Here is a 24,190-nt window from a genome sequence, read left to right as displayed (position 1 = left end):
AGTTAAGGATTATGTTTGATCAGCGGCTACAATCGCTGCACTAGCCTGTTTTAAGCTATAAAGTAATTGTCCTAAAAGAACGTCTTTATTACTTAATGTCACCATCACCATCGGATGGTGTGGTGCAGGAATCGAAGTTAGGATTGCTTTACCATTTTCAGCATCAAGCGTGATACTCTGACATCCAGTTAAATGAATTTCATTTAAAAATGCACTGACCATTGCTAAAATTGAACTACTTACAGCAGCTAACTTGGTGCTGTTATAAGGATTCTTTTTATAGATTGATGCCAATTCAAAGCCATCCGTAGAACAAAGCATAATGTAATCAATACCACGGATATTCGTTAAGATGTCATTCGCCTGTGTTTTTGCTAATTGAATGAGTTCTTTTGGCGCAGTGCGTTGTTGGCTCGGAATACTGAACATAATTCTTCTCTTTATGAAGTGATTAATTTATTGCTCTTAAATTGACTTCTAATGCCGCGATGAGTGATTCAATCATGAGCAGAACATGCTCCTGTTTACGCGCATCAATAAAAAACAGGGGATATTGATACTCATTCTGGATCAGCCACTCCCGATAAATGGAAGTTGGCTGACCTTTGTTCTCATCAATATGAGTAATACCAATTGATATATTTTTTGTATAGTCTTTAAATGTGTCAAGGTAGGCCTCAAGCTCTTCAAGGGGAACCTTGCTGTTGTGGTCGACTAATAGAATAACACCTAAAGCACCCTGACAGATAACAGGCCAGATAAAGTCAAAACGCGATTGCCCAGGCGTTCCATATAAACCAATCTTTACTCCATCATCTAATGTGATTTCACCATAATCAATACCAACTGTCGTTTGCATTTTATTATGGGCCTGAGAGTCTGTATTGAATGCTTCGGTGGCAAGGACAGGAATTTCAGAAAGTGATCTTATCGCTTCAGTTTTTCCAGCACCCATACTTCCAGCAAATACAATCTTATATTGTTGTAAAATCATATAATTCCTTAAAGCCCAAATCGGCGTCTAATTTTGCCGAAAAATTTATTAAAAAAGTTGTGTTCTTCAACAGGCTGTTCGGCTGCTTCTGATTTCAAATAATGACTTTCTGTTGCTGGAATAATGTCCCCATTATTTGAAATGATGCAGGCAGCAATAAATTGTTGAACCGTTTGAATTGGGATTTTTAATTGCGTTGCCACTTGTGAAAGTTGAGCTCCTTGTATAAAACATGCTGAAAGCAAAAGTGCAATTTTTCGATCCGTACTTTGACTAGGTTGAGGCCAATGTTCAATTTTAAAATATTCATTTTCATTCGGCGCAAGTCTTTGAAAATCTAAAGAATGCCAAAATAAATTCCATAACCAATCCTGTAAGTCATATTCAACTTTACGAGAAACTTTTGTGCAATCAAAAGTGGTCGCAAATTCATATTTAAAGCTATGATTGGTTTGCGTGTGTATGCGAGTTGGTTCTAACCATGCAATCTGACTACGCGTATCAATGATCGCTAAAGTCCCATGATCATCAAAAAGATGAAGACGAGCATTTTCAGGACTTAGCATATCCTTTAAAAACTTTTCACTTACAGCGTTATGATTAGATAGAAAATCATTTTTAGGTTGTTGATTAGAAATATAACTTAGCAATCTAAGTTGTATCCAATTCTTTAAGGCATCGGTTTGTTGAAAGGGAAGGTAGAGTGTGTTGTCCTCGTCGATTTGGCAAGAACCTTGCCCCTTAGAAATTTTTAAACATGGTAATTGTTTTTGTTGAATAATACGTTGGATACCTTCAGTATCAAAAAAGTTTTCATTTATTAATAATAAATCGAGATTTGGGTCTGAAATATTGATCCAGTTAATGCCAAATTCATGAGGTATTGTTTTTCTAAGTTCTATTTTTAATTCATCTGAAACTTTTAAACTTATACCTGAAATTGCGATATTAATGCAATGTCCATTCATAGTATCACTTTAATGTTTTATAAAATATTGCATTGAACGAAATTATACTTTTACTTAAGAATGATAAAAGACCTCTTACATAATTCTAATTTTTATAATTAAAATAAATATAAGAAGTCTAATTTTAAAAAAACTTAAGATTTTAATTAAGCAAAGTCTAATTCTTTTTCGAACGTTTTTAATTCGTGGCGTGCCATTGCTAAGTTTGATTTGCTACGATCTAATACAAGGTAAAGAAATAAATTTCCGTTACTCTCTAATGGTCGAATTAGGTGATAAGCTGTCATTAAAAAGTAAACATGTATTCTTTTCCGAATTGGTTTGATACTCTCTCCACCCATTGCTCTATTTTATCAGCTGTCATGACTTGAAAATCTCGCCAATAATATTTCATCTGCTTCCATACCATCTCGATTCGATTTAACTCAGGGCTATAAGCTGGAATAAAATACAAATTCGTCGAAAAGTTACTTTTAAGTAGCTCTCTGTAATCAGCCATCTTTTTACTTCTATGAATCGAGGCATTATCAACAATAAGAACCAATGGAAGGTTATAAGTCTGTTTTACTTGTTGAGCTATTCCAGTTAAATAGGCATAAAACCAAGTGCTTGTAACTGACTCTTGTAAACAACTTGTCACCAGTTTCCCCGTTGAAAGCAAACACCCCATGACATTAACTCGTTTTAATCTTATTGCATCAACCGCATGAACATCACCTATCTTTGTCCACGCATAGCGGTTATCAGGTGTAGATGAAAACCCTGTTTCATCTACATAACCTAATATAATTTCACCACGTGCCGCTTGCTCTCGTAATTTTTCAATCTGCTGTGTTGCTTGTTCAAATGCAATCGGATCTCTTTTTTTTCAAGCTATGACGGGTACGCTTGAAGACCATACCTGAATCACGTAAAAACTTACGAATGGTTTCAACAGACACGGACACTTCGTATTCTTCATGTAGTTTGACTCGGATTTGTTCTGCATTGAGTGGACTTGTATTGACCCAATTTAGGATTTTCGCCTGATAGTCTGAGATCAATGTATTGGGCCGACCTGAGCGATGACCTTCTTTAATCGATTCAAACTCATACAATTCCCAACGTCGGCGTTGTAGCCTTATGGTTTCTGGGATACGTTCTTGTAGAGTGGCAACTTCCGCAACACTTTTACCTTCAGAAAGCCAGAGAATAGTTTGGGCACGTTGTCTTTCACGCCAATGTTTTGCATGCTTGGCCAGAAAAATGAGTCGCTCTCGCTGTTCTAAACTAAGTGGTACAGAAACAATTCGAGGCATGTGTGAACATCTGTTAACTAAAAAAACTTTTTTCGCATGATTAGTTATTTTTGTCAACTTATGCTTTACCAAGTGTAATTAGAATATCTTCAATATCATCATTAAGTTTGAGTGAGTTTGCAACACGACGTTTTGCGCGAACCACTTCAGTGTTACCTGCTGCTGCTAATTCTAAGTCAATTGCGCCCCCGCCTTGAGTTGCAAGCGCTAAGCCACTTTCAGTGTCTACTAATGCCGCTGCCACAAAACCATCAATATTTGTCAAGCTTTCTAGTGAAATTTTAGCCATGATATTATCTCTACTTACGTATCTTTGTTTATGAATTCATATTCCCTGCTTTTGTTTTAGATTATTTTTCAAAAGCAGTTGATCTCATTATAGGAAACTCTTTTATTAAATCAATAATACTTAAACAGACTTAAAATAATACAATTGGTAATAAATGACAGTTTTTGTCAAAAAAATAAATCAAAAACGCATAAAAACCACATTTTAAATAAAAAAAGTGTGATTTTTGTCACAAAAAATAGGGTGGTTTAAATTATTTTTTTCATTGTAAACAAATGTAAATCTTTATAATCATATAGTTTCTGTTATTTTAGTATGATTTAAATATCTGTAAGTATTTGATAAAGAAAGTAATATACTTTCTTTATCATTTTTTAATATGTTTAAATAGTCGTCAGCTGAATGTAGCTGCAATATAAAAATAATAAAATAATAAGTGCTGTTACAGGTGCAATAATAAAAGACCATGTCGGTGTAGTTGGTTCTGGAGTTGAAATTTCTTCAGTATGTTGTGCTTGATGTACCATTTGATTAAATTCCTGTATCGTTGTCTCTAGAGAAACTTCTTGCTGTATGACTGGTTTTGAACCTAAAAGTTCAGTGAGTTGGTTGGTTGACCAAACCCAATCTTCTGCTTGTCCAGATAGATGTTCTATTTGACCTAAGAGAAGCTCACTTAAACCTGTTTGACCAAAGCTACCTGTTTGGTCTAATTGATTTAATTCTGCGAATTGTAAAGTAAGTATTTCTGAAATACTTGACTCTAACTCAGAAGCGCTTAAAGCGGATTGATTATATGCAGAGGTTGTAAGATGTCTAGCTATTCCTTGGATATAAAGGGGATCAGATGTTTTTATTTCCTGATAAAGTTTTTGATTATCTTTTTTCCAAAGACTGACCAACTGTCCAAGAGCAAGCATATTTACTTCATCAATAAAATAAAGTCTTTCTTTTGATGAGTATTGATCAAAGAGCTGTGGTTTTTGAAGTTTAATTTGTTCAGAAAAGTATTGAACTAAGTCAAATGCCATCGTGCATTTCCTCGCTTTTAATCTAAAATCCTAAGAGAAGGTTTTTTCTTATTCGGTTCGGCTTCTTGCTTTTTATCTTCTATTGGAGTTTCGATAGTCTCTTGAATATCGGCATATTCGCTTGGATCAAAAAATAAACCTTGTCCATTTTCTCTAGCATAGAGCCCTAAAACAGCGCGAATAGGTACATAAATATCTTTTGCGACCCCGCCGAAACGGGCTGAAAATGAAATAGCATCATTATCCATATGAAATTGATGGATTGCATGGGGTGCCAGATTTAAAACGATTTGTCCATCTTTTACAAATTGTTGAGGAACATCTGTGTGTTGTTGTGTTGCATCAACGAGTAAATAAGGCGTCAATTGGTTATCACAAATCCATTCATAAATGGCACGTGCAAGATAAGGGCGTGTGGGTGTAACATTTAATTGATCTGACATAATTTACAAGCTTATTTAATCATAGGAATTAAATCATTGTAGCTGTTTTTTTCTTGAGCTGTCATTGATTTAATGAAAGATGGGCGACTAAAAACACGATGACAATATAAAAAAATAGGTCGGCAATGTTGCGGTGGAAGTTCAATTCCCATACTTTTTAATCTAAGAAAAATTGGTGCGAGCATACAATCTAAGATTGAAAACGTCTCAGACATAAAAAAAGGAAAATGTTGGAATAATGGGGTGAGTGAAATAAGCGTATCTCTAAGTTCTTTCTGGGCTTTTTGTTTTTCTTGCCGGTTCAGCGTATCGGTATGTCTAAGCATTTGATCTGCAAGCTTGAACCAATCTTGTTCAAAACGCCAAATATATTGACGTTGCTCCGCTCTGGCCATTGGAGCATCCGCATAAAGCTTATTTTGACGATAGCGATCATCCAGATATTCACTAATGATATTTGGTGAAAAAAGTTTTAGATTTTGTTCAATCAACATAGGAAGTTGATTGTAGGGATTGAGATCAGCCAAATCTTCATCTTCATGATCGGTGATAATCAGATGATATTTAATCTGCTTTTCAGCGAGTAAAAAACGAATCCAGTGTGAACGGAAATCATCAGCATGACTATAAAGTGTAATGCCCTGAACTGGGGTCGTTTCAACAGATGACATATCACAAAGCTAATCAAGTAAACGGTTTAGCATACTAAAAAAATATAAGAAAAGCATCTTAGAAATATGTAGAACTATATAAATAAAAAAACCTCGGATAAATCCGAGGTTTTTTGTCCAATTCGTAAAACGATTAACGTTTAGAGAATTGAGGACGTTTACGAGCTTTACGTAAACCAAGTTTCTTACGTTCAACTTCACGAGCATCACGAGTAACGAAACCAGCTTGACGAAGAGCAGGTTTTAAAGTTTCGTCAGCAGCGATCAACGCACGGGTAATACCGTGACGGATTGCGCCAGCTTGACCACCAATACCACCACCCTTAACAGTGATGTAAAGGTCATATTTTTCAGTTGCTTCCAAAAGCTCTAAAGGCTGACGCACAACCATACGAGCAGTTTCACGACCGAAATATTGCTCTAAAGTACGATTGTTGATTACGAGTTTGCCTGTACCAGCTGATAAGAAAACACGTGCAGTTGCGGTCTTACGGCGACCTGTACCATAATTAGTAGCCATGTGCTGTATCCCTTAGATGTCCAAAACTTGTGGCTGTTGAGCAGTATGAGGATGCTCGCTACCAGCGTACACTTTCATTTTTTTGATCATTGCATAACCAAGAGGACCTTTTGGTAACATACCTTTAACAGCTTTTTCTAAAACTGCTTCAGGTTTGTGAGCGATTAACTTTTCAAAGTTAGTCTCACGGATACCACCAGGGAAACCAGTATGGCGATAGTATTTCTTATCAAGTGATTTATTACCAGTCACTTGAACGTGTTCAGCATTGATCACAACGATGTAGTCACCAGTGTCAACGTGAGGAGTATAAGAAGTTTTGTGCTTACCGCGTAAACGACGAGCGATTTCAGTCGCAAGGCGACCTAAAGTTTTGCCAGAAGCATCAACAACATACCAGTCGTGTTGAACTTCAGCAGGCTTAGCGCTGAGAGTTTTCATTAACCACTACCTATTATAGTTGGTTTGAGCAAGGAATCGCCCAAACAAAAGGAGAGCGAATTCTACATGAATTTCTAAAATCACACAAGAACAATTCATTGTTAATGTCATATTTTGCTGCAATGTGACCGATTTTGTAACTATATCGCCGTTAATTTTTAGCTACATTTTTTGGCTTGAGAGGTGGTGGTATTTAACCTATCATTTTTGAATTAATTATTTGAAATAAGTAGAAGTATTTACCTCTTCTTTTGGGGGATTTGATGAAATTGTCGTTTTCTACAAACATTATTGTAGTCGCTATTTGCGTAATAGCTTGTTCCACACAAGCGAATGCACGACGCCTCTACAAATGGGTCGATGAGGGCAGTGTAACCAATTATTCTGAATTTCAGCCTAAAGAAGGTACAAGTCGTAAAGTTGAAGTCTTGGAGAGTCGTGGTGAGCATGTTGATCCAGCAATGATGGTCACTGCTGAAATGAAACCACTTGAAATACCAGATGATCAAACGAACCCCTTAGCACAACCCTCAAGTTCTTCAGTGCAAGCAAATGCTCCCCTGCATCAACAATCATCGCAGACTATTGTAAAACAAGGTGCTATAGCATCTCCTTATACTTCTCACCCAGTAAATACACCTCCATTGCCAGAAAAGAAAGAACCACAACTCGTGCAGCAGCCTCAACCTGTAGAGAAAAAGGAGCCGATTGCAAATCCATTTATAGAGAAGCCGAGTAGTGCTGCGGTTGTTGCGGTAGAAAAGAAAGAAGAGACGGCGGTTGTTCAACCTGAGAAAAAGGTACAACCAAAAATTAACCCGTGGACTCGTCAAGTTGAATTTGTACCTTCTAATCTAGTGCCTGAAAATCTGCCTAAAGCGAAAAAGCCTTAAAAATTTCAAATTGTTCACTATTTAGTTTTATTCTCTTTCTTGATTGCTTCTTATTTAGGGGGCGCTGAGAGGGAATAGAATTTGATGGATAATCATTTTAAGTGTTTCATCAGCGTTGTGTTGTGGCATCTAATCGCTCTAATGTTATTCCGATTGATTTTCTTTAGTCGCATTTAAATTCTATTTTTATAGTTTATATTCTTGTATTTATTGGTAAAAATAAATTTATTGTATTTATTGTTTATCAGCTTGTAAATTTTCACTTCATATTTTTTCAAAAACTTTTGCTTATATGGGGAGTGGATTGTTTTTTTCGGTAAACTATAACGTAATGCTTAAAATTAGAATTGGTGAGTCATGTTGCCTTTGTATGTCACTTCTGGCGAACCAGCCGGAATTGGACCAGATATTTGTCTAAGTCTAGCAAACCGTGTTGATGAGCGACCGATCGTTATTTTGGCTGATGTCCAGATGTTGCAGCAGCGCGCCAAACAGTTAAATATTGATGTTGAACTTATTCCATTTCAGGGCGAAAAACGGTCGAGTTTAGCAGGGCAGCTTTTCGTTGAGCATGTGCCTTTAGCAAAACCTGTTATTTTAGGTCAGTTAGATTCAGCCAATGCTGCTTATGTGTTAGAGCAATTACGTCGTTCAGCTGACTATGCGATGTCGGGGCGGAGTGTAGGGGTTGCTACAGCACCAGTGCAAAAGTCGATTATTAATGATGCAGGCATTCTATTTAGCGGACATACTGAGTTTTACCAAGAGTTTGCAAGTGTGGATCGTGTGGTGATGATGTTGGCGACTAAAACATTGCGTGTCGCATTGGCAACCACACATTTACCGTTGCGAGATGTACCTGATGCGATTACTAAAGAGCGTTTGCATCAAGTGATTGATATTCTGATTCAGGACTTAACAAGCAAATTTAAAATCGCACAACCACGCATTCTGGTCTGTGGCTTAAATCCACATGCAGGTGAAGATGGTTATTTAGGTCGAGAAGAAATCGACGTGATTCATCCAGTGCTAGAAAGCTATCGTGCGCAAGGTATAGGGATGAGTCTCTGTTTGCCTGCAGATACCTTATTTACCCCAGAAAATCTAAAAGATGCAGATGCTGTTTTAGCAATGTATCACGATCAAGGTTTACCTGTGTTAAAATCACAAGGCTTTGGTGAAGCAGTAAACATTACATTAGGCTTGCCATTTATTCGAACTTCGGTCGATCATGGTACAGCACTTTCTCTTGCAGGCACTGGACAGGCAAAAGCATCAAGTTTGCAGGTTGCAGTGGATTTAGCACTTGATTTAGCTCGTCAGTAATGGGCGAGTAAATTATTCACGTTGGAATTATTATGTATCAAATTAATGCCCTAAACCCTAAAGATGAAGGGCATCAGGCTCGAAAACGTTTTGGTCAAAACTTCTTACATGATCAACGTGTGATTGCCAAAATTGTACGTTCAGTGAATCCGCGTGCGGGTGAAAATATTGTCGAAATTGGACCGGGTTTAGCTGCATTGACCTCACCTTTAATTGGCGAGTGTGATGCGTTAACCGTGGTTGAGCTGGATCGTGATTTGGCTGCCGGTTTACCGGGACGTGTGCCATATCCTGAACGTTTGACCATTATTGAAGCTGATGCTTTAAAATATGATTTCAAGCAATTGTTCCAAGATGGTCGTCCACTACGTGTGGTGGGGAATTTACCCTATAACATTTCAACCCCACTTTTGTTCCACCTGTTAGAGTTTGGTGACAAGGTCAAAGACATGCATTTCATGTTGCAAAAGGAAGTGGTTGATCGTATTACGGCAACACCAAACACCAAAGAATATGGTCGTTTATCGGTGATGATCCAGTATTACTGTAAACCGACTTTCTTGTTTGAAGTGCCGCCAGGTTCATTCAATCCACCACCGAAAGTGACTTCTGCGGTATTCCGTTTGGTACCTTATGAAACTAAGCCAATTATTGCAAAAAATGAAAAAGCTTTGTCACGTTTAGTCAGCCATGTGTTTACCCAACGTCGCAAGACCTTACGTAATAGCTTAAAAGGGATGTTGGTAGAAGATGGCTTTGAAAAAGCAGGTGTTGATCCGATGGCGCGCCCAGAAACCTTAAGCTTGGCTGATTTTGTCGCACTTTCTGATCAGATGGTATCTTAATGTCTAAACGATATAACTATGTCATTGGTGATGTGCAAGGTTGTTTTGAAGCGCTGAAAGCGTTACTGAAAGAAATTCGCTTTGATCCAGATCAAGACTTTTTATGGTTTGCGGGTGATTTAGTTGCACGTGGCGAAAACTCGGTGGGCGCATTACGCTTTATTAAAAAACTGGCTGATCGTGGTGCTGCAGCAACTGTACTAGGTAATCATGATCTGACCCTTATTGCTTGTGCTCGTGGTTTTAAAAAAGTTAAAGATAAAGATCGTACTCAGGACGTGATTGATGCGATTGATGGTGATGAGTTGATTGATTGGTTGCGTAAACAGCCATTGAGTTTATCTCCGAATGATCAAACTCTGATTACCCATGCAGGTGTGCCGTGTATCTGGAATGCCGAACAAACTGTGGCATTTGCACAAGAAGTCCAGCAGGTAGTGGGTAATGACGATCTTTCGATTTTAGATAGTTTTCTTGCAGAGATGTATGGTTCACAACCTGATTTATGGTTAGATGAGCTGACAGGTATGGCACGTTTGCGCTGTATTACTAATTATCTGACCCGAATGCGTTTGACTGATGCCGAAGGGCGTTTAGAGTTTGACTTTAAAGATGCACTTGATGCGCCGATGCCAACAGGCTTTCAGCCGTGGTTTGAGTTTGATAGTCAGGCTGCACAAACTCATCAAATTATTTTTGGACATTGGGCGGCCTTGCAGGGTAAAACCATTAGTCGCCAAATTCAAAATGTCGATGGTGGATGTGTTTGGGGGCAACAACTGGTGGCTTATCGTTTAGAAGATCAACAACTTTTCGCAGTGGATAATCCTTTGGCTTGATCAGCCTGTGATCTCTTTTAAATGTCCATTTTCATGTTGAAATCGGGCATTTTCTATTTTTAAGACTGTCAAAAAACTGTCATACACTGATCATTAAAGTGTCAAAAAATATTTATAAGCTAAAAGCATGAAAATAACGACACAAATGGATGGCGATATGCAAAGTACATACGCGACATCTCTACTAAAGCAAGAACAGTTTCCTGAAAGTTTTAAATTTTACTTTAAAAGGAAACAACTCAAAAATAAACAAGATGAATTGTCTGAACTTCGGGATTTAGTTCGCCCTCGTTTGAGAATCGCAATTGTCACTGAAACATGGCCACCAGAAATTAATGGTGTAGCATTATCTATGATGCAATTATGTCAGGGGCTACAACGGCTTGGACATAAAATTCTATTGGTCAGGCCTATACAAAAAACGATTTGTACAGAATTTTTACCTGAACAAGAATGCTTGGTGATGTCTCAGCCTATTCCAAAATACCCAAGTGTTCAATTTGGTTGGCCACAATATCTTAAAGTCTCTAAAGCATTTGAGCAGTTCGCACCTGACGTAGTGCATATCGTGACTGAAGGTCCATTAGGTTTAATAGCACTACAAGCCGCAAAGTCAAAAAAAATCGCCGTATCGAGTGGATTCCATTCAGCTTTCCAAGATTTTAGCCGTTTCTTTGACTTGGCTTTTTTAGTCAAACCGATTCAACGTTACTTAACATGGTTCCATAATAGTACAGATGTCACGTGTGTACCCAGTCAATACACGGAACAAGCACTACGTGGTTTTGGTGTGACTTGTCCTTTAGTTGTTGTTGGACGAGGTGTTGATACTGCGAAGTTTTCCCCAAAACATCGTTCACAGCAATTACGCCAACAATGGGGTGTAGGTGCTGATACCCGTGTAATGCTGTATGTTGGACGCTTATCACCAGAAAAAGAAATTGATGTCTTAATTGAAGCTTTCCATGCTTGGCAGAGACAGCAAGGTGCAAATACAAAATTTGTAATTGTTGGAGATGGGCCTGATCGTATTCGTTTGAGTAAATTAGCGATATCAGAAGATATTATTTTTACTGGTAGCTTAAGTGGTAAGAATCTTTCAGCCGCTTATGCAAGTGCAGATGTTTTCGCCTTTGCTAGTCAAGCTGATACGTTTGGAAATGTAGTGCTAGAAGCAATTGCTAGCGGGTTACCAGTGATTGCTTATGACTACGTATGTGCGCATCAGCATGTCAAACATGGTGTTACAGGTTGGTTGAGTCCTCTCGGACAGGCCGCAGATTTAACCCAATCCATTTGTCATTTGCCAGCTCTCCCAGAACTGAGAAAAATGGGTTTATTAGCAAGTGAAACTGTACAGGAAACCAGTTGGCAGTTTCCTGTACAACAATTAGAACAAGCACTTTATCAGGTAGCGCAGGAACCTCTTATGAACTCTACCTAAAGTATCCTCAGAAAGGAGAAAAGTATGAAATTTCAAAATGCAAAAATAAAAATACTCGATCTAGATCTAAAAGGGTGTGTATACCTTAATCATCTCTCACAGTCACAACGCATTGCCTTATTTTTTAAAACGATTAGTCGTTTGGGTGATGGACCATTTTGGTATGTCATGTTGTTATCAGTATGGATCATGCAGGGGGTGGCATACAGTCTACAAATTCTATATTTGCTCGTTGCAGGTTCTGTTGGTACGGGGATTTATAAGTTTTTAAAGCATAAAACGACTCGACCACGTCCTTATCAAGTTCACCAAGTGATTGTACTGGGCGAGCGACCATTGGATCATTTTAGTTTTCCATCAGGTCATACCCTGCATGCCGTGATGGCCACCATCACATTAGGCTATATTCAACCCATCTTATTATTGTTGATGTTGCCATTTACGATTCTGGTTGCATTGTCACGCATGATTTTAGGATTACATTACCCAAGTGATGTGATCGTCGGGGCGGTGATTGGCGCATCCGTCGCTAGCGGTATTATTTTGTTGGCACCAAGCTTCAATATCATTCTTTGAATAATTTAACGAGTTTTAATGATAGAAGACTATTTTTTAAATCTTGGGATTTGTTAAAGTACGCTCAATCACTAACTATTAATTAGGTTATCAAATGGGCTTACGTTGGACAGATACGATTGATATCGCAATCGAACTTACTGAAGCACACCCAGATGTAGATCCTCAATGGATCCGTTTTACTGATTTACATGCTTGGGTTTGTGCATTACCAGACTTTAATGATGACCCAAATAAGTCTACGGAAGGTTTACTTGAAGCGATTCAAATGGCTTGGTTGGATGAAGTTCGTTAAAAAAACATCAGAAATCACTGAACTTTTACAGATTCAAGCTGATTATTGGCGATGACATCGGTATAATGCGGCAAATTTTTTAGTTTACACCATAAATAGGAGTCAATCATGGCGATTGAACGTACTTTATCTATCGTAAAACCAGATGCAGTTTCTAAAAACCACATTGGTGACATTTTTGCTCGTTTTGAAAAAGCGGGTTTAAAAATTGTTGCAACTAAAATGAAACACCTTTCTCAAGCTGATGCTGAAGGTTTCTATGCTGAGCATAAAGAACGTGGTTTCTTTGGTGATTTAGTTGCATTCATGACTTCTGGCCCAGTTGTTGTTTCTGTTCTTGAAGGCGAAAATGCAGTTCTTGCTCACCGTGAAATCTTAGGTGCTACAAACCCTAAAGAAGCAGCTCCAGGTACAATCCGCGCTGATTTCGCGGTAAGCATCGACGAAAATGCTGCTCACGGTTCTGACTCAGTTGCTTCTGCTGAGCGTGAAATCGCTTACTTCTTTGCTGATAACGAGATCTGCCCACGCACTCGTTAATCCAAAGTATTCAAGCCAGATAAGTGGTATACTACTTATCTGGTTTTTTATTTTTTATAGATTGAGTTGTGTGAAAAACACACAGCATTTTCTAGCGCTGATATCGTTTAGGTAAATATACATGAGTTCTGTAGTGGTCGTTTCATCTGAGAATGTCGATGAAAAACAACAGTCTTTAACTACGTCTGTCGTTCAAGCTGCCGATAAGAAAGTAAATTTACTTGGCATGTCCAGAGCTGAATTAGAAAAATTCTTTGAAGACTTAGGCGAAAAGAAGTTTCGTGCCGGTCAAGTCATGAAATGGATACACCAGTTTTTCGTCACTGATTTTGCTGAAATGACTAATATTTCAGGAAAATTACGTGAAAAATTAGAAAAAATCTGCGAAATCAAAGCACCTGAAGTGGTGCACCGTAACTATTCTAAAGATGGTACCCGTAAATGGGTATTTCGTGTGGGTGATGGTGAAGGTTCTCTAGTTGAAACCGTACTGATTCCTGCAGAAGATAAAACAGGTGCGCGTAAAACCTTGTGTATTTCATCACAAGTGGGTTGTGCACTGGATTGTTCATTCTGTTCGACGGGTAAGCAAGGTTTCCAACGTGATCTAACACCAGCAGAAATCATCGGTCAGTTGTGGATGGCAAATTATTCTTATATGGAAGATGTGCCTGTTGCTGAGCGTGAACGTACCGTAACCAATGTGGTCATGATGGGTATGGGTGAACCTTTACTTAATTACGATGCAGTACTCAGCTCAATGCAGTTAATGTTAGATGATTTTGCCTACGGAATGTCTAAACGCCGTGTAACTTTATCAACATCAGGTGTTGTTCCAAAAATTGATCAATTAGCGCAAGACATCGATGTTGCACTTGCGATTTCATTACATGCACCAAATGATGAACTACGTAATGAATTGGTTCCTATTAATAAAAAATATCCATTACAGCAACTTATTGCTGCGTGCCAACGTTATTTAGCTAAAGATGGTAATGAAAGCTCACGTCGCCATGTCACTATCGAATATGTGATGTTGGAGGGTGTCAATGATCAGCCTGAGCATGCACAGCAATTATTAAAATTATTGAAAAACTTGCCAAGTAAAATCAATCTAATCCCATTTAATCCATTTCCACATGCACCTTACGGACGTTCGAGTCGTAATCGCATCATTGCTTTTCAAAAAACTTTGTCTGACGCCGGATTTGTGTGTACGATTCGTCAGACACGTGGCGATGATATCGATGCTGCATGTGGTCAATTGGTAGGACAGGTTGCTGACCGTACACGTCGTGCGGAACAGTGGAAGAAGAAAGTGGCGCAACGACAAGAAATTTTGCGCACACAAGGATAAAACTTGGGGATATAGCGTTGAATACAACTCGACTAAAAACGATTATAACGACTGCTGTTGTGTTTACTGTAATGGGTTTAACCGCTTGTCAATCTTCGACAGGGTTGAAGAAAGACCCAGAAAAAGCTGTTCAAGTTCGTTCTCAACTGGCTGCTGAATATATTCGTACAGGTGATTTGGATTCCGCTAAACGTTCTCTTGATCAAGCTTTAAATATTGATTCGCGTGATGCAAACGCCAATATGATGATGGGGATTCTACTGCAACAAGAAGGCAGTAAACCTAATATGGAAAAAGCAGATGCTTATTTTAAGCGTGCGATTTCTTCAGAACCAGATAATGCACAAGCTCGTAATAATTACGGTACATATTTGTATCAAATGCAACGTTATAATGAAGCGATTGAGCAATTTACCCGTGCAGGTGCAACCTTAGGTTATGAACAGCGATTTCAATCGTTGGAAAACTTGGGGCGAATCTATTTAAAGTTAGGCGATGTTGCGAATGCTGAAAAAGCATTCAAACAAGCGCTACAAGCAAATCGTAACGCAACTATTTCAATGTTAGAGTTGGCAGAAATTTTCTATTTGCAACAAAATAATAGAGATGCATCGCAACTATACGAACAGTATGTTCGTAATGTGGGGCAAAAAAACCAAGGTGCACGTGCACTTTGGATTGGTATACGCATTGCTCGAGCGAGTGCGGATCAATTAGGAATGCAAGTGTTAGTGAATCAATTACGAGCATTATTTCCTGAGAGTCCAGAATATCAACGTTATTTGCAATTACAGTACAGTACTGAGGCCGTATGGAAATAAATCCAAATTCACATCAGCCAACTGGCTCAACCTCGCCATCGTCAACGTTAGGAAATATTCAACGACCTGGTGAGTATTTGCGTCAAATTCGTATTGCACAAAAGAAAGAACTTGAAGAAATTGCAAGCGTATTGAATATGCCCGTTAAAACATTAACGGCATTAGAGCAAGATGACTATAAATCCTTGCCCGAAGCCACATTCATCAAAGGCTATTACCGTGCCTATGCAAAACTGCTCAATGCAGATGCTAGTGCCATCATCCAGCGTTTTGATGAAATCTATGCCAATGACACAGGTCTCAAGGCCAATCATGCCCTGAGCAACTCCCCAATCAAGACTATGGGCAAGCTTGCTGGATCGAAAAGTGTACGTAACCGTAAATGGTTGAAGCGTATTGCTATTTTAGCTGCTGTTTTAGTCTTAGCTTGGTTGGCAGTGATGGCTATACAAAATTGGACATCAAGCCACAAAAATGATGCAGAAGTTGAAGCGCCCAAAGCAAAAAGTTCTGATGTCGAAATTATACCGATGGGAACCACAACGAACGTAACTTCTGGCGACCAATTAGTTTTGAACTTCAGTCGACCAACATCTGTGCATATCGTTGATGCAACAGGTAAAGTATTAGCAACAGGTCGTCAAGCATCTACATTAACTTTGAGTGGTGAATCACCATTCCAAATTCGTTTAGATGATGCAACAGCTGTATCCTTGACCTTGAATCAGGAGCAAATATCTTTGTCTCCATATACGGTTAATGGAAAAGCAGAATTCCGTTTGTCTCGTTAATGCCAAAGAGTAGAGCTATACGATGATTGTGAATCCAATTAAACGCCGTCCAACACGTAAAATTCGTGTTGGTTCAGTGTATGTCGGTGGTGATGCCCCGATTAGTGTTCAAAGTATGACCAATACTGAAACCTGTGATGTGGATGCAACTGTAGCGCAAATCCAGCGCTGTGCAGATGCAGGTGCGGATATCATGCGTGTTTCCGTACCGTCAATGGAAGCAGCAGAAGCTTTTGGGGCGATTCGAAAACGAGTCTCTGTACCATTGGTTGCTGATATTCACTTTGATCATCGTATTGCTTTAGCAGTTGCGGACTATGGTGCAGATTGTTTGCGCATTAATCCGGGTAATATTGGTTCGGATCAGAAAGTGCGTGAAGTCGTTGCTGCAGCAAAACATCATGGTATTTCGATTCGTATCGGTGTGAATGCAGGTTCTCTGGAAAAAGACTTACAAGTGAAATATGGTGAGCCGACAGGGCAGGCCTTACTTGAGTCAGCGATGCGTCATATCGATATTCTCGACCGTTTAGATTTCCATGAGTTCAAGGTCAGCGTTAAGGCATCGAATGTATTTTTAACGATGGATGCTTATCGTTTGCTGTCTCAACAGATAGATAATCCACTGCATCTTGGTGTGACTGAAGCAGGGATTTACCGTACGGGTACAGTCAAATCAGCAATTGCCTTGGGTGGACTGTTGATGGAAGGCATTGGCGATACTATGCGTATTTCGCTCGCGGCTGAACCTGAGGATGAAATTAAAATCGGTTTTGATATTTTAAAATCGTTGGGCTTACGCTCAAATGGTATTAACTTTATTGCTTGCCCAAGCTGCTCACGTCAGGAATTTAATGTTATTCAAGTGATGCAGGCTTTGGAAGAGCGCCTAGAAGATATCCGTACACCGATGGATTTATCCGTGATTGGATGTAAAGTGAATGGTCCTGGTGAAGCTAAAGAGGCGGATATCGGTATCGTTGGCGCATCACCGCGTTCACTGGTCTATCGTAATGGTGAAAAAAGTCATTTAATTGACACAAATCAGTTGGTTGATGAAATTGAAACAATGGTTCGTCAACGTGTTCAAGAGCTTGAAGAAGCTAAATCTAAAGAAATTATTCGTAGTTCATCATGAGTTCAATTGTCGCGATCAAAGGTTTTAATGACACCCTTCCAACACAAACTGCTGCTTGGAGAAGTCTGGAACAACAATTAGCATCTTTAATGGATGCCTATGGCTATCAACAAATCCGTTTACCGATCGTTGAACAAACGGGTTTGTTTAAGCGTGCGATTGGTGATGCAACCGATATCGTTGAAAAGGAAATGTATACCTTTTTTGATAAAGGTACTCCACCTGAATCACTGACTTTGCGTCCAGAAGGTACGGCTGGGTGTGTGCGTGCGATGTTGGAACATAACTTATTGCGTGGCGCAACACCGCGTGTTTGGTATGTGGGTCCAATGTTCCGCTATGAAAAGCCACAAAAAGGTCGCTATCGCCAGTTCCATCAATTTGGTGTTGAAACTTTTGGTGTGGCAACGCCAGATATTGATGCAGAAATCATTTTAATGACGGCTCGCCTATGGAAACGTATGGGTGTAGCAGCAAATGTTCGTCTAGAACTCAATACTTTAGGTGAGACGGATGAGCGTGCGGAATATCGTGCTGCTTTGGTTGAGTTTTTAAATCAGCACAAAGATGCATTAGATGAGGATTCACAACGCCGTTTAAGTACCAATCCATTACGTATTTTAGACTCTAAAATTGAATCAACACAAAAGATTTTAGAAAATGCACCAAAGTTGCATGATTTCTTAAAAGAAGATTCGATCAATCATTTCCAACAGTTACAACAGTACCTCACTGCTGCAGGCGTTGAGTTTGTAATTAACCAGAAGTTAGTACGTGGCTTGGACTACTACAACAAAACTGTATTTGAATGGACGACAACGATGTTGGGTTCACAAGGAACGGTTTGTGCAGGCGGTCGTTACGATGGCTTGGTAGGACAACTGAAAGGTAAAGCAGATCAATCTGTACCTGCAGTTGGTTTTGCAATGGGTATGGAACGTTTACTGTTGTTGCTTGAGCAGGTTGAACAAACCCAAGAAGTACGTGATTGTGAAGTTTTCTTATTGGCTGAGCCTGCATTTCAAGCTAAAGCTTTAGTATTAGCAGAGCAAATCCGTGACCAGTTAGAAGCAGCAAACAGCTCAATTCGTCTGAAAACAGGTTCACAAGGCAGTATGAAAAGCCAAATGAAAAAGGCTGATCAATCGGGTGCAATCTATGCAGTGATTTTGGGTGAGCGCGAGTGGGAATCACAACAGCTTTTGGTCAAAGAGCTAGCAACGGGTGAGCAGGCGCAGGTCGCTTTAACTGAGCTGACATCTTTTTTTATCGAAAAATTTAAACAATAAATTGCACAATATTTAGGGAAAGGACAATCACATGAGTTTAAGTGATGAAGAACAACTCGACCAATTAAAGTCTTTTGGCAAAAAATATGGTTCTGCCATGATTAGCGGGATTCTGATTGCCTTGATTGCCTTTTTCGGATGGGAATATTGGCAAAAGAAAAATTTAGCTGAGGCACAGAGCCAAACGGCGAAAGTACAAAAATTGATGGACGAAGCTAAGGCTGCATCAGGTCAACCAAATGCTTTCGCTACAGTATCTGAAGCAGCAGATAAAATTGTGAAAGATGATGCTAACTCGGTTCAGGCGATTCAAACCCAATTTATCTTGGCGAAGCTTGCTTATGATAAACAGGACTATGCTGCAGCTGAAAAAGCATTAAAGAAAGTTGAAAACTCAAAAGTTAAAGATGCGGGTTTGCTGCAAATTGTAAAAATACGTTTAGCGGATTCACAATTAGCACAAAAGAAATATGATGAGGCGCTGAAAACCTTATCAAACGTGACTGAACCAGCGTTTAAAGCAACTGCAGAAGAGTTACGTGGTGATATTTTTGTTGCAAAGAAAGATACTGCATCGGCGCAAAAAGCATATCAAAGTGCTTGGGATAGCCTCATTGAACGTAAACAAGAGCGTCAGCTTTTACAAATTAAACTCGAAAGCGTTGGTATTTTAGTAGATGATCCTGAAATTGAGCGCCCGATCTTAGATACCAAAGTGGATGAGTCTTAATGCAGAACAAACTAAAATTACCTTTGGCAATTGCAATTGCTTCAGCTTTATTAATTGGATGTTCAACCAATAAAGTAAAAGAAGTGAAACCGAATCCGTTGCCAAAAATTACGCAACAGCAAGGCTTAAATCTGGTCTTTTCTCAAAGTGTTTCGTCGACAAATGCAGCAGAAGCTTTACGCTTGCAGTTAGATACAGATAACGGTGTAATTTTTGCGATTGATCCAGATGGTCAGATTTCTGCTTATAAAGCTAAGCAGCGTCTTTGGAAAAGTAAGGTTACTAAGCAAGAACTTACCGCTGGTGTAGAAGCAGGTGAGGGTATTGTCATTATTGGTAATCGTAAAGGTGAGTTATTTGCCTTAGATCAGGCTACTGGTAGCCAAAAATGGTCTGCCAAATTATCTGGTGCGATTTTGTCTCCTTCACTCATTCAATCGGGACGAGTTATTACGATTGCAAATGACGGGACTGTATTTGCGCATGATACTGTTACTGGACAGCAAGTGTGGGCATATAAATTACCAAACGTTCAGTTTAGTTTACGTGGTCAACCTGCACCCGTTCGTTTAGATGAACGTACAGTCGTTGTTGCATCAGCGAATGCTTATGTTTATGCATTGGATGTAATCAGTGGCGTGCCGCGTTTCCAACGTCGAGTTGCAGTAAGTGATGGTCGTTCGGATATTCAACGTTTGATTGATGTGGTCGGTGACCCAGTTGTTGCAGGTCAATATCTGGTAACAACCAGTTTCCAAGGGCAAGTGACAACTACTGATCTTACGACACAGCGTGTGGTGTGGAGTGAAGATGCAAGTAGTACGAATAGCGCTGAAGTTTCAGGTGATAAAGTTTTTGTCTCGACTGCAGATGGAAAATTGAAAGCTTATAATTTAGCGACAGGCGAACTTCTTTGGCAGAATGAGGAATTACTTAACCGTCAATTAAGTAATCCTGTGATGCTTGGACAGAACCTTGTGGTTGGCGATTTAGATGGAGTTATTCATTTGATTGATCCAAACACAGGGAAGTTGATTGGTCGTGCGAAAACCAGTGGTGAAGTCCGTTCATTGCGTGTGATTGATAATCAGCTTTACGTTGCAACTCGAAAAGGTGCATTAAGCATTTGGCAGAATCGTTAATTTTGCCTTAGCTTGTGGTAAAATATTTAATTAGCAATTGCTAATAAAAGAATGATCGGGGTATTTGTTTGAACAAAACCCCGAATTTTTATTGTGATTATTTGATCACCAAAATCTTCCATACTGTTTCTGATACGATGTCATCAATGATGGCTCGTCTGAATTAAGGTTAATTTATGAAACCCGTTATTGCGCTTATTGGTCGTCCAAACGTCGGAAAATCAACGCTATTTAACCAAATCACTAAAAGTCGTGATGCTTTGGTTGCTGACTTCGCTGGTTTAACTCGTGACCGCAAATATGGCGATGCGGTGTATCAAAATAAATCATTCATCGTCGTTGATACTGGCGGTATTGGTGAGAATGAAGGCGGTATTGACTCATACATGGCGGAGCAGTCAAAAACTGCCATCCATGAAGCAGATATCATTGTTTTTGTTGTGGATGCACGTGCAGGTTTGTTGGCATCAGATGAACAGATTGCCCGTGAATTGCGTACACTAGGTAAGAAAGTTTATTTAGTTGCCAATAAGGTTGATGGTGTTCATGCAGAAGCCGCGCTAGTTGAATTCTATAAACTTGGTATGGGAGAACCTATTCAAGTTGCGGCTAGCCATGGTCGTGGTGTGCAGCAAATGCTTGAGGAAGTATTAGCTGAAGTACCAGAAGATGAAAATCCTGAAGAACATAACAAAAATACAGGTTTGCGTTTGGCGATTATTGGTCGTCCAAACGTAGGTAAGTCAACTTTAGTCAACCGCTTGCTTGGCGAAGAGCGTGTAGTTGCATTTGACCAGCCCGGTACTACACGTGACTCAATTTATATTCCTTATGAGCGTGATGGTCGTCAATATACGTTGATTGATACTGCGGGCGTGCGTCGTAAAGGTAAAGTTGATGAAATGATTGAGAAGTTCTCAATCGTGAAAACATTACAAGCGATCAAAGATGCTCACGTGATCGTGGTTGTGCTTGATGCGCGTGAAGGGGTCGTTGAGCAAGATCTACATTTAATTGGCTATGCATTAGAAGCTGGTCGTGCCATGGTGATCGCCATTAATAAATGGGACAACATGACTGAATATGATCGTAAGCAATGTAAGCTTGATGTTGATCGCCGTTTTGACTTTATTCCTTGGGCGAAAGTACATTTAATCTCAGCCTTACATGGAACTGGTGTGGGTGATTTATACCCAACCATTCATCGTGCTTATGATTCATCACATTTGAAAGTGTCACCAGCAAAATTAACGCAGATTTTGAATGACGCGACTGACGCGCATCAACCACCAATGATTAGTGGTAAGCGTATTAAAATGCGTTATGCGCATATGGGCGGACAAAATCCACCTACAATCGTGATTCATGGTAACAAAGTAGATAAAACACCTGCTGATTACCGTCGTTATTTGGAAAACGTGTTCCGTAAAGTGTACAAGCTGGAAGGTACACCAGTACGTATTGATTTTAAAACCTCAGAAAATCCATTTGAAGGTCGCAAATCTCAAGTTGATGAGCGTGTTGCAGCACGTAAACGTCGTTATATACAGAAATTTAAAAAGGCTGAGAAAAAATTTAAGCGTTAAGCTGATTTTGCCGTTAAAACCCAAACATTGTTTTGGGTTTTTTTATGCTTTTTAATGTGACTCATGAAATAAGTTGCTCATGCACTTGCGAATGAAGTCTTAAGTTAGGTGATTAAACGAAATAAGCTTGATTATAATCTTCTAAGTTTTTATACAATCAGGTTTATATTGAACGATGTTTTGTTGAGTGAAGCTGATGGTGATACGGAAAATTGAAATACATATTCAAGCTTTGGCTTCACTTCTTGAACGAGATAAAGCGGATTTCTCAGATTTTAGATCGTTTAATGATTATCAAAAACAACAGATTAAAGCCTATCGGGATCACCTTCTGGCAAATAAATTAAAGTGTTTAACGACTGATCTACAATTTTCAAAACATGAATATGGTAAGCCATTTTTAAGCTCTCATACCTTGGAATTTAATCATTCACATAGTCAACGATATTATGCTTTGGCGATGAGCGAGCGTGTGAAAGAGATTGGTGTTGATGTGGAAGAGTTGGATCGGAAAGTTCGTTTTGATGCTTTGGCTCAACATGCCTTTCATCCTGAAGAATATCAAGCATGGTTGCAACAAGATCAAGACCCAGAGTATTGGCTCAAAGTATGGACGACTAAGGAAGCAATTCTAAAAGCATCAGGTTTTGGAATTAGACTGGATTTAAATAGTCTAAATACACAAGTTCATCCATCACATGATGGTGGAATGTGTACTCATCCTTTGATTGGAACATTTGCTTATCAAAATTTTGTTTTAAATCAGAAGATCGTGCTGACTATCGCATGGGGTGCAGAGCAGTCTTGTCGCGGTTTTCAATTTCCGCAGATTCAAATTATTCAACATTGATAAATGAAGAACGTACAACCCCGTGCTCTAATCTTAATCAAAAAAGCCAGCATTATGCTGGCTTTTTTGATTTGAATTTTACGATAATTTAGATTTAAGGAATTTCTTCTTCATCAAATTCAGGTTTAACTTGGACAATAAAATCTTGACGATTTAAACCACGCCATAAAGCAAATGCGGTACCAATATAAATAGATGAGTACGTACCAATAAAGATACCCACACACATTGCAATTGAGAACCAATGTAAACCATCACCTCCCCAGAACATCATGGCAAGAACCACAAGTAATAGCGTCATTGAGGTATGGATCGTACGGCGCAAGGTCTCTGTTAATGCGATATCTACAATTTCACGTGGTGTTGCTCCACGAATTTTACGGAAGTTCTCACGGATACGATCCGATACAACGATGTTATCATTGAGTGAGAAACCCATTACCGCAAGTATTGCTGCAAGTACGGTTAAATCAAATTGCCATTGGAACAATGCAAACGTTCCGATGATAATTACGATATCGTGAAATAATGAGATTACGGCACCCATTGCAAGTTTAAACTCGAAACGAATGGTGACGTAGATCAGCATTAAGATCAAAGCAAGTGCAAGTGCACCTGCAGAGCGGATATAAAGCTCATTACCTACTTGACCGCCAACAGAGTCAACTTTATGAACTTCTGCTTGGTTATTTGGCAATTGAACTGCTTTAGTGATGGTATCGTTTAGATCTTCAACTTTAAGATCTTCTTGCACTGGCATACGTACAATCAGGTCTTTATTACTTCCTAATGTTTGTACAACAGCGTCTTTAAAGCCTGCTTTATCGAGTGCTTGAGCGACTTGAGCGGGTTGAACAGCTTCTTTGTAGTTGAGTTCAGCAGAGATACCTCCAGTGAAGTCCAAACCGAGATTCAGCCCTTTTGTGACGATAAAGAAAACGCTCGCAAGGGTAATCAAGATCGAGAAGATTGCAGCAGGTTTAGCAATCTTCATGAAAGGAATGATTTTTAGATCATCTGGGCGACCGTATTGTTTTGAGTCTTGTTGAGTCAGATCAGTCATGTGAATCTCC

28 protein-coding genes and 2 pseudogenes are annotated in these 24,190 nt (G+C 39.2%); 17 read left to right on the top strand and 13 right to left on the bottom strand.

Annotation, left to right across the window (positions count from 1 at the left end; genetic code table 11):
- Positions 1–9 precede the first annotated feature (9 nt).
- From F908_RS12265 to rplM, 12 genes and pseudogenes are all read right to left on the bottom strand, one after another.
- Entirely contained in the window at positions 10–429 is a 420-nt protein-coding gene (locus F908_RS12265; RefSeq protein WP_005162346.1) for a roadblock/LC7 domain-containing protein, read from the bottom strand.
- Positions 430–451: 22 nt separating this feature from the next.
- A complete protein-coding gene (locus tag F908_RS12260) occupies positions 452–994 on the bottom strand; it encodes a GTP-binding protein (RefSeq protein ID WP_005162343.1) in 543 nt (180 codons plus the stop codon).
- Between the two features lie 8 nt (positions 995–1,002).
- Complete coding sequence (locus F908_RS12255; RefSeq protein ID WP_005162342.1) at positions 1,003–1,962, bottom strand: hypothetical protein; 960 nt, start codon at positions 1,960–1,962, stop codon at positions 1,003–1,005.
- 146 nt (positions 1,963–2,108) lie between these two features.
- Positions 2,109–2,243, bottom strand: a pseudogene (locus F908_RS15735) (roadblock/LC7 domain-containing protein); the annotation flags it as partial.
- Between the two features lie 5 nt (positions 2,244–2,248).
- A complete protein-coding gene (locus F908_RS12250; RefSeq protein WP_141730351.1) occupies positions 2,249–2,788 on the bottom strand; it encodes an IS630 family transposase in 540 nt (179 codons plus the stop codon).
- Between the two features lie 16 nt (positions 2,789–2,804).
- Positions 2,805–3,260, bottom strand: a complete 456-nt coding sequence (locus F908_RS12245; protein WP_005157902.1) for a helix-turn-helix domain-containing protein — start codon at positions 3,258–3,260, stop codon at positions 2,805–2,807.
- A 61-nt stretch (positions 3,261–3,321) separates the two neighbouring features.
- Positions 3,322–3,549: pseudogene (locus F908_RS12240) on the bottom strand (roadblock/LC7 domain-containing protein); the annotation flags it as partial.
- A gap of 383 nt (positions 3,550–3,932) precedes the next feature.
- Complete coding sequence (locus tag F908_RS12235) at positions 3,933–4,580, bottom strand: hypothetical protein (RefSeq protein ID WP_005162335.1); 648 nt, start codon at positions 4,578–4,580, stop codon at positions 3,933–3,935.
- A 17-nt stretch (positions 4,581–4,597) separates the two neighbouring features.
- Positions 4,598–5,023: a ClpXP protease specificity-enhancing factor gene (locus F908_RS12230; RefSeq protein ID WP_005162333.1), complete on the bottom strand. Its 426-nt coding sequence runs from the start codon at positions 5,021–5,023 to the stop codon at positions 4,598–4,600.
- An 11-nt stretch (positions 5,024–5,034) separates the two neighbouring features.
- Positions 5,035–5,694 carry a glutathione S-transferase N-terminal domain-containing protein gene (locus tag F908_RS12225; protein WP_005162330.1) on the bottom strand — a complete coding sequence of 220 codons (660 nt, stop codon included), beginning with the start codon at positions 5,692–5,694 and terminating at the stop codon, positions 5,035–5,037.
- A gap of 133 nt (positions 5,695–5,827) precedes the next feature.
- Positions 5,828–6,214 (bottom strand): 30S ribosomal protein S9, encoded by a 387-nt coding sequence (gene rpsI / locus F908_RS12220; RefSeq protein ID WP_004675485.1) that lies wholly within the window; start codon positions 6,212–6,214, stop codon positions 5,828–5,830.
- 12 nt (positions 6,215–6,226) lie between these two features.
- Complete coding sequence (gene rplM, locus F908_RS12215) at positions 6,227–6,655, bottom strand: 50S ribosomal protein L13 (RefSeq protein WP_004664909.1); 429 nt, start codon at positions 6,653–6,655, stop codon at positions 6,227–6,229.
- A gap of 263 nt (positions 6,656–6,918) precedes the next feature.
- Between rplM and F908_RS12210 the strand changes: the two genes are divergently transcribed.
- The 17 genes from F908_RS12210 (at position 6,919) to F908_RS12130 (ending at position 23,117) form a co-directional block, all read left to right on the top strand.
- On the top strand, positions 6,919–7,548 hold the full coding sequence (locus F908_RS12210; RefSeq protein ID WP_005162328.1) for a hypothetical protein: 630 nt from the start codon (positions 6,919–6,921) through the stop codon (positions 7,546–7,548).
- Positions 7,549–7,905: 357 nt separating this feature from the next.
- Complete coding sequence (gene pdxA, locus F908_RS12205) at positions 7,906–8,874, top strand: 4-hydroxythreonine-4-phosphate dehydrogenase PdxA (protein WP_005162318.1); 969 nt, start codon at positions 7,906–7,908, stop codon at positions 8,872–8,874.
- A 32-nt stretch (positions 8,875–8,906) separates the two neighbouring features.
- Positions 8,907–9,719 (top strand): 16S rRNA (adenine(1518)-N(6)/adenine(1519)-N(6))-dimethyltransferase RsmA, encoded by an 813-nt coding sequence (gene rsmA, locus F908_RS12200; protein ID WP_005162316.1) that lies wholly within the window; start codon positions 8,907–8,909, stop codon positions 9,717–9,719.
- Entirely contained in the window at positions 9,719–10,558 is an 840-nt protein-coding gene (locus F908_RS12195; protein WP_005162315.1) for a symmetrical bis(5'-nucleosyl)-tetraphosphatase, read from the top strand. Before rsmA ends, F908_RS12195 begins: the two co-directional genes overlap by 1 nt.
- Positions 10,559–10,685: 127 nt before the next feature.
- On the top strand, positions 10,686–12,002 hold the full coding sequence (locus F908_RS12190; protein ID WP_171063569.1) for a glycosyltransferase family 4 protein: 1,317 nt from the start codon (positions 10,686–10,688) through the stop codon (positions 12,000–12,002).
- A 24-nt stretch (positions 12,003–12,026) separates the two neighbouring features.
- Positions 12,027–12,578: a phosphatase PAP2 family protein gene (locus tag F908_RS12185; protein WP_005162311.1), complete on the top strand. Its 552-nt coding sequence runs from the start codon at positions 12,027–12,029 to the stop codon at positions 12,576–12,578.
- A 94-nt stretch (positions 12,579–12,672) separates the two neighbouring features.
- Positions 12,673–12,873: a Fe-S cluster assembly protein IscX gene (gene iscX, locus F908_RS12180; protein ID WP_004664895.1), complete on the top strand. Its 201-nt coding sequence runs from the start codon at positions 12,673–12,675 to the stop codon at positions 12,871–12,873.
- Between the two features lie 108 nt (positions 12,874–12,981).
- A complete protein-coding gene (gene ndk / locus F908_RS12175; RefSeq protein WP_003654870.1) occupies positions 12,982–13,413 on the top strand; it encodes a nucleoside-diphosphate kinase in 432 nt (143 codons plus the stop codon).
- A 121-nt stretch (positions 13,414–13,534) separates the two neighbouring features.
- Complete coding sequence (rlmN, locus tag F908_RS12170) at positions 13,535–14,770, top strand: dual-specificity RNA methyltransferase RlmN (RefSeq protein ID WP_005162309.1); 1,236 nt, start codon at positions 13,535–13,537, stop codon at positions 14,768–14,770.
- A gap of 17 nt (positions 14,771–14,787) precedes the next feature.
- Positions 14,788–15,591, top strand: coding sequence for a type IV pilus biogenesis/stability protein PilW (pilW, locus tag F908_RS12165; protein WP_034602770.1), 804 nt, complete (start codon positions 14,788–14,790; stop codon positions 15,589–15,591).
- Complete coding sequence (locus F908_RS12160; protein WP_005162306.1) at positions 15,582–16,382, top strand: helix-turn-helix domain-containing protein; 801 nt, start codon at positions 15,582–15,584, stop codon at positions 16,380–16,382. Before pilW ends, F908_RS12160 begins: the two co-directional genes overlap by 10 nt.
- Positions 16,383–16,404: 22 nt before the next feature.
- Positions 16,405–17,520 carry a flavodoxin-dependent (E)-4-hydroxy-3-methylbut-2-enyl-diphosphate synthase gene (ispG, locus tag F908_RS12155; protein WP_004664888.1) on the top strand — a complete coding sequence of 372 codons (1,116 nt, stop codon included), beginning with the start codon at positions 16,405–16,407 and terminating at the stop codon, positions 17,518–17,520.
- Positions 17,517–18,809 (top strand): histidine--tRNA ligase, encoded by a 1,293-nt coding sequence (gene hisS, locus F908_RS12150; RefSeq protein ID WP_005162303.1) that lies wholly within the window; start codon positions 17,517–17,519, stop codon positions 18,807–18,809. The genes ispG and hisS overlap by 4 nt, the downstream gene beginning before the upstream one ends.
- Positions 18,810–18,840: 31 nt before the next feature.
- Positions 18,841–19,539 (top strand): YfgM family protein, encoded by a 699-nt coding sequence (locus tag F908_RS12145; protein WP_005162294.1) that lies wholly within the window; start codon positions 18,841–18,843, stop codon positions 19,537–19,539.
- Positions 19,539–20,681 carry an outer membrane protein assembly factor BamB gene (gene bamB / locus F908_RS12140; protein ID WP_005162292.1) on the top strand — a complete coding sequence of 381 codons (1,143 nt, stop codon included), beginning with the start codon at positions 19,539–19,541 and terminating at the stop codon, positions 20,679–20,681. Before F908_RS12145 ends, bamB begins: the two co-directional genes overlap by 1 nt.
- 176 nt (positions 20,682–20,857) lie before the next feature.
- On the top strand, positions 20,858–22,267 hold the full coding sequence (gene der / locus F908_RS12135; protein WP_005162290.1) for a ribosome biogenesis GTPase Der: 1,410 nt from the start codon (positions 20,858–20,860) through the stop codon (positions 22,265–22,267).
- A gap of 196 nt (positions 22,268–22,463) precedes the next feature.
- Positions 22,464–23,117 carry a 4'-phosphopantetheinyl transferase family protein gene (locus tag F908_RS12130; RefSeq protein ID WP_005162288.1) on the top strand — a complete coding sequence of 218 codons (654 nt, stop codon included), beginning with the start codon at positions 22,464–22,466 and terminating at the stop codon, positions 23,115–23,117.
- A gap of 94 nt (positions 23,118–23,211) precedes the next feature.
- Here the strand turns inward: F908_RS12130 and secF are convergent, their stop codons facing one another.
- Positions 23,212–24,180, bottom strand: a complete 969-nt coding sequence (secF, locus tag F908_RS12125) for a protein translocase subunit SecF (RefSeq protein ID WP_004664877.1) — start codon at positions 24,178–24,180, stop codon at positions 23,212–23,214.
- Between the last annotated feature and the right edge of the window lie 10 nt (positions 24,181–24,190).

The sequence above is a fragment of the Acinetobacter sp. NIPH 284 genome, assembly GCF_000369425.1.
GTDB lineage: Bacteria > Pseudomonadota > Gammaproteobacteria > Pseudomonadales > Moraxellaceae > Acinetobacter.
Note: the sequence above shows the minus strand (reverse complement) of the source record. Positions and strands in the feature narration are given on the sequence as shown.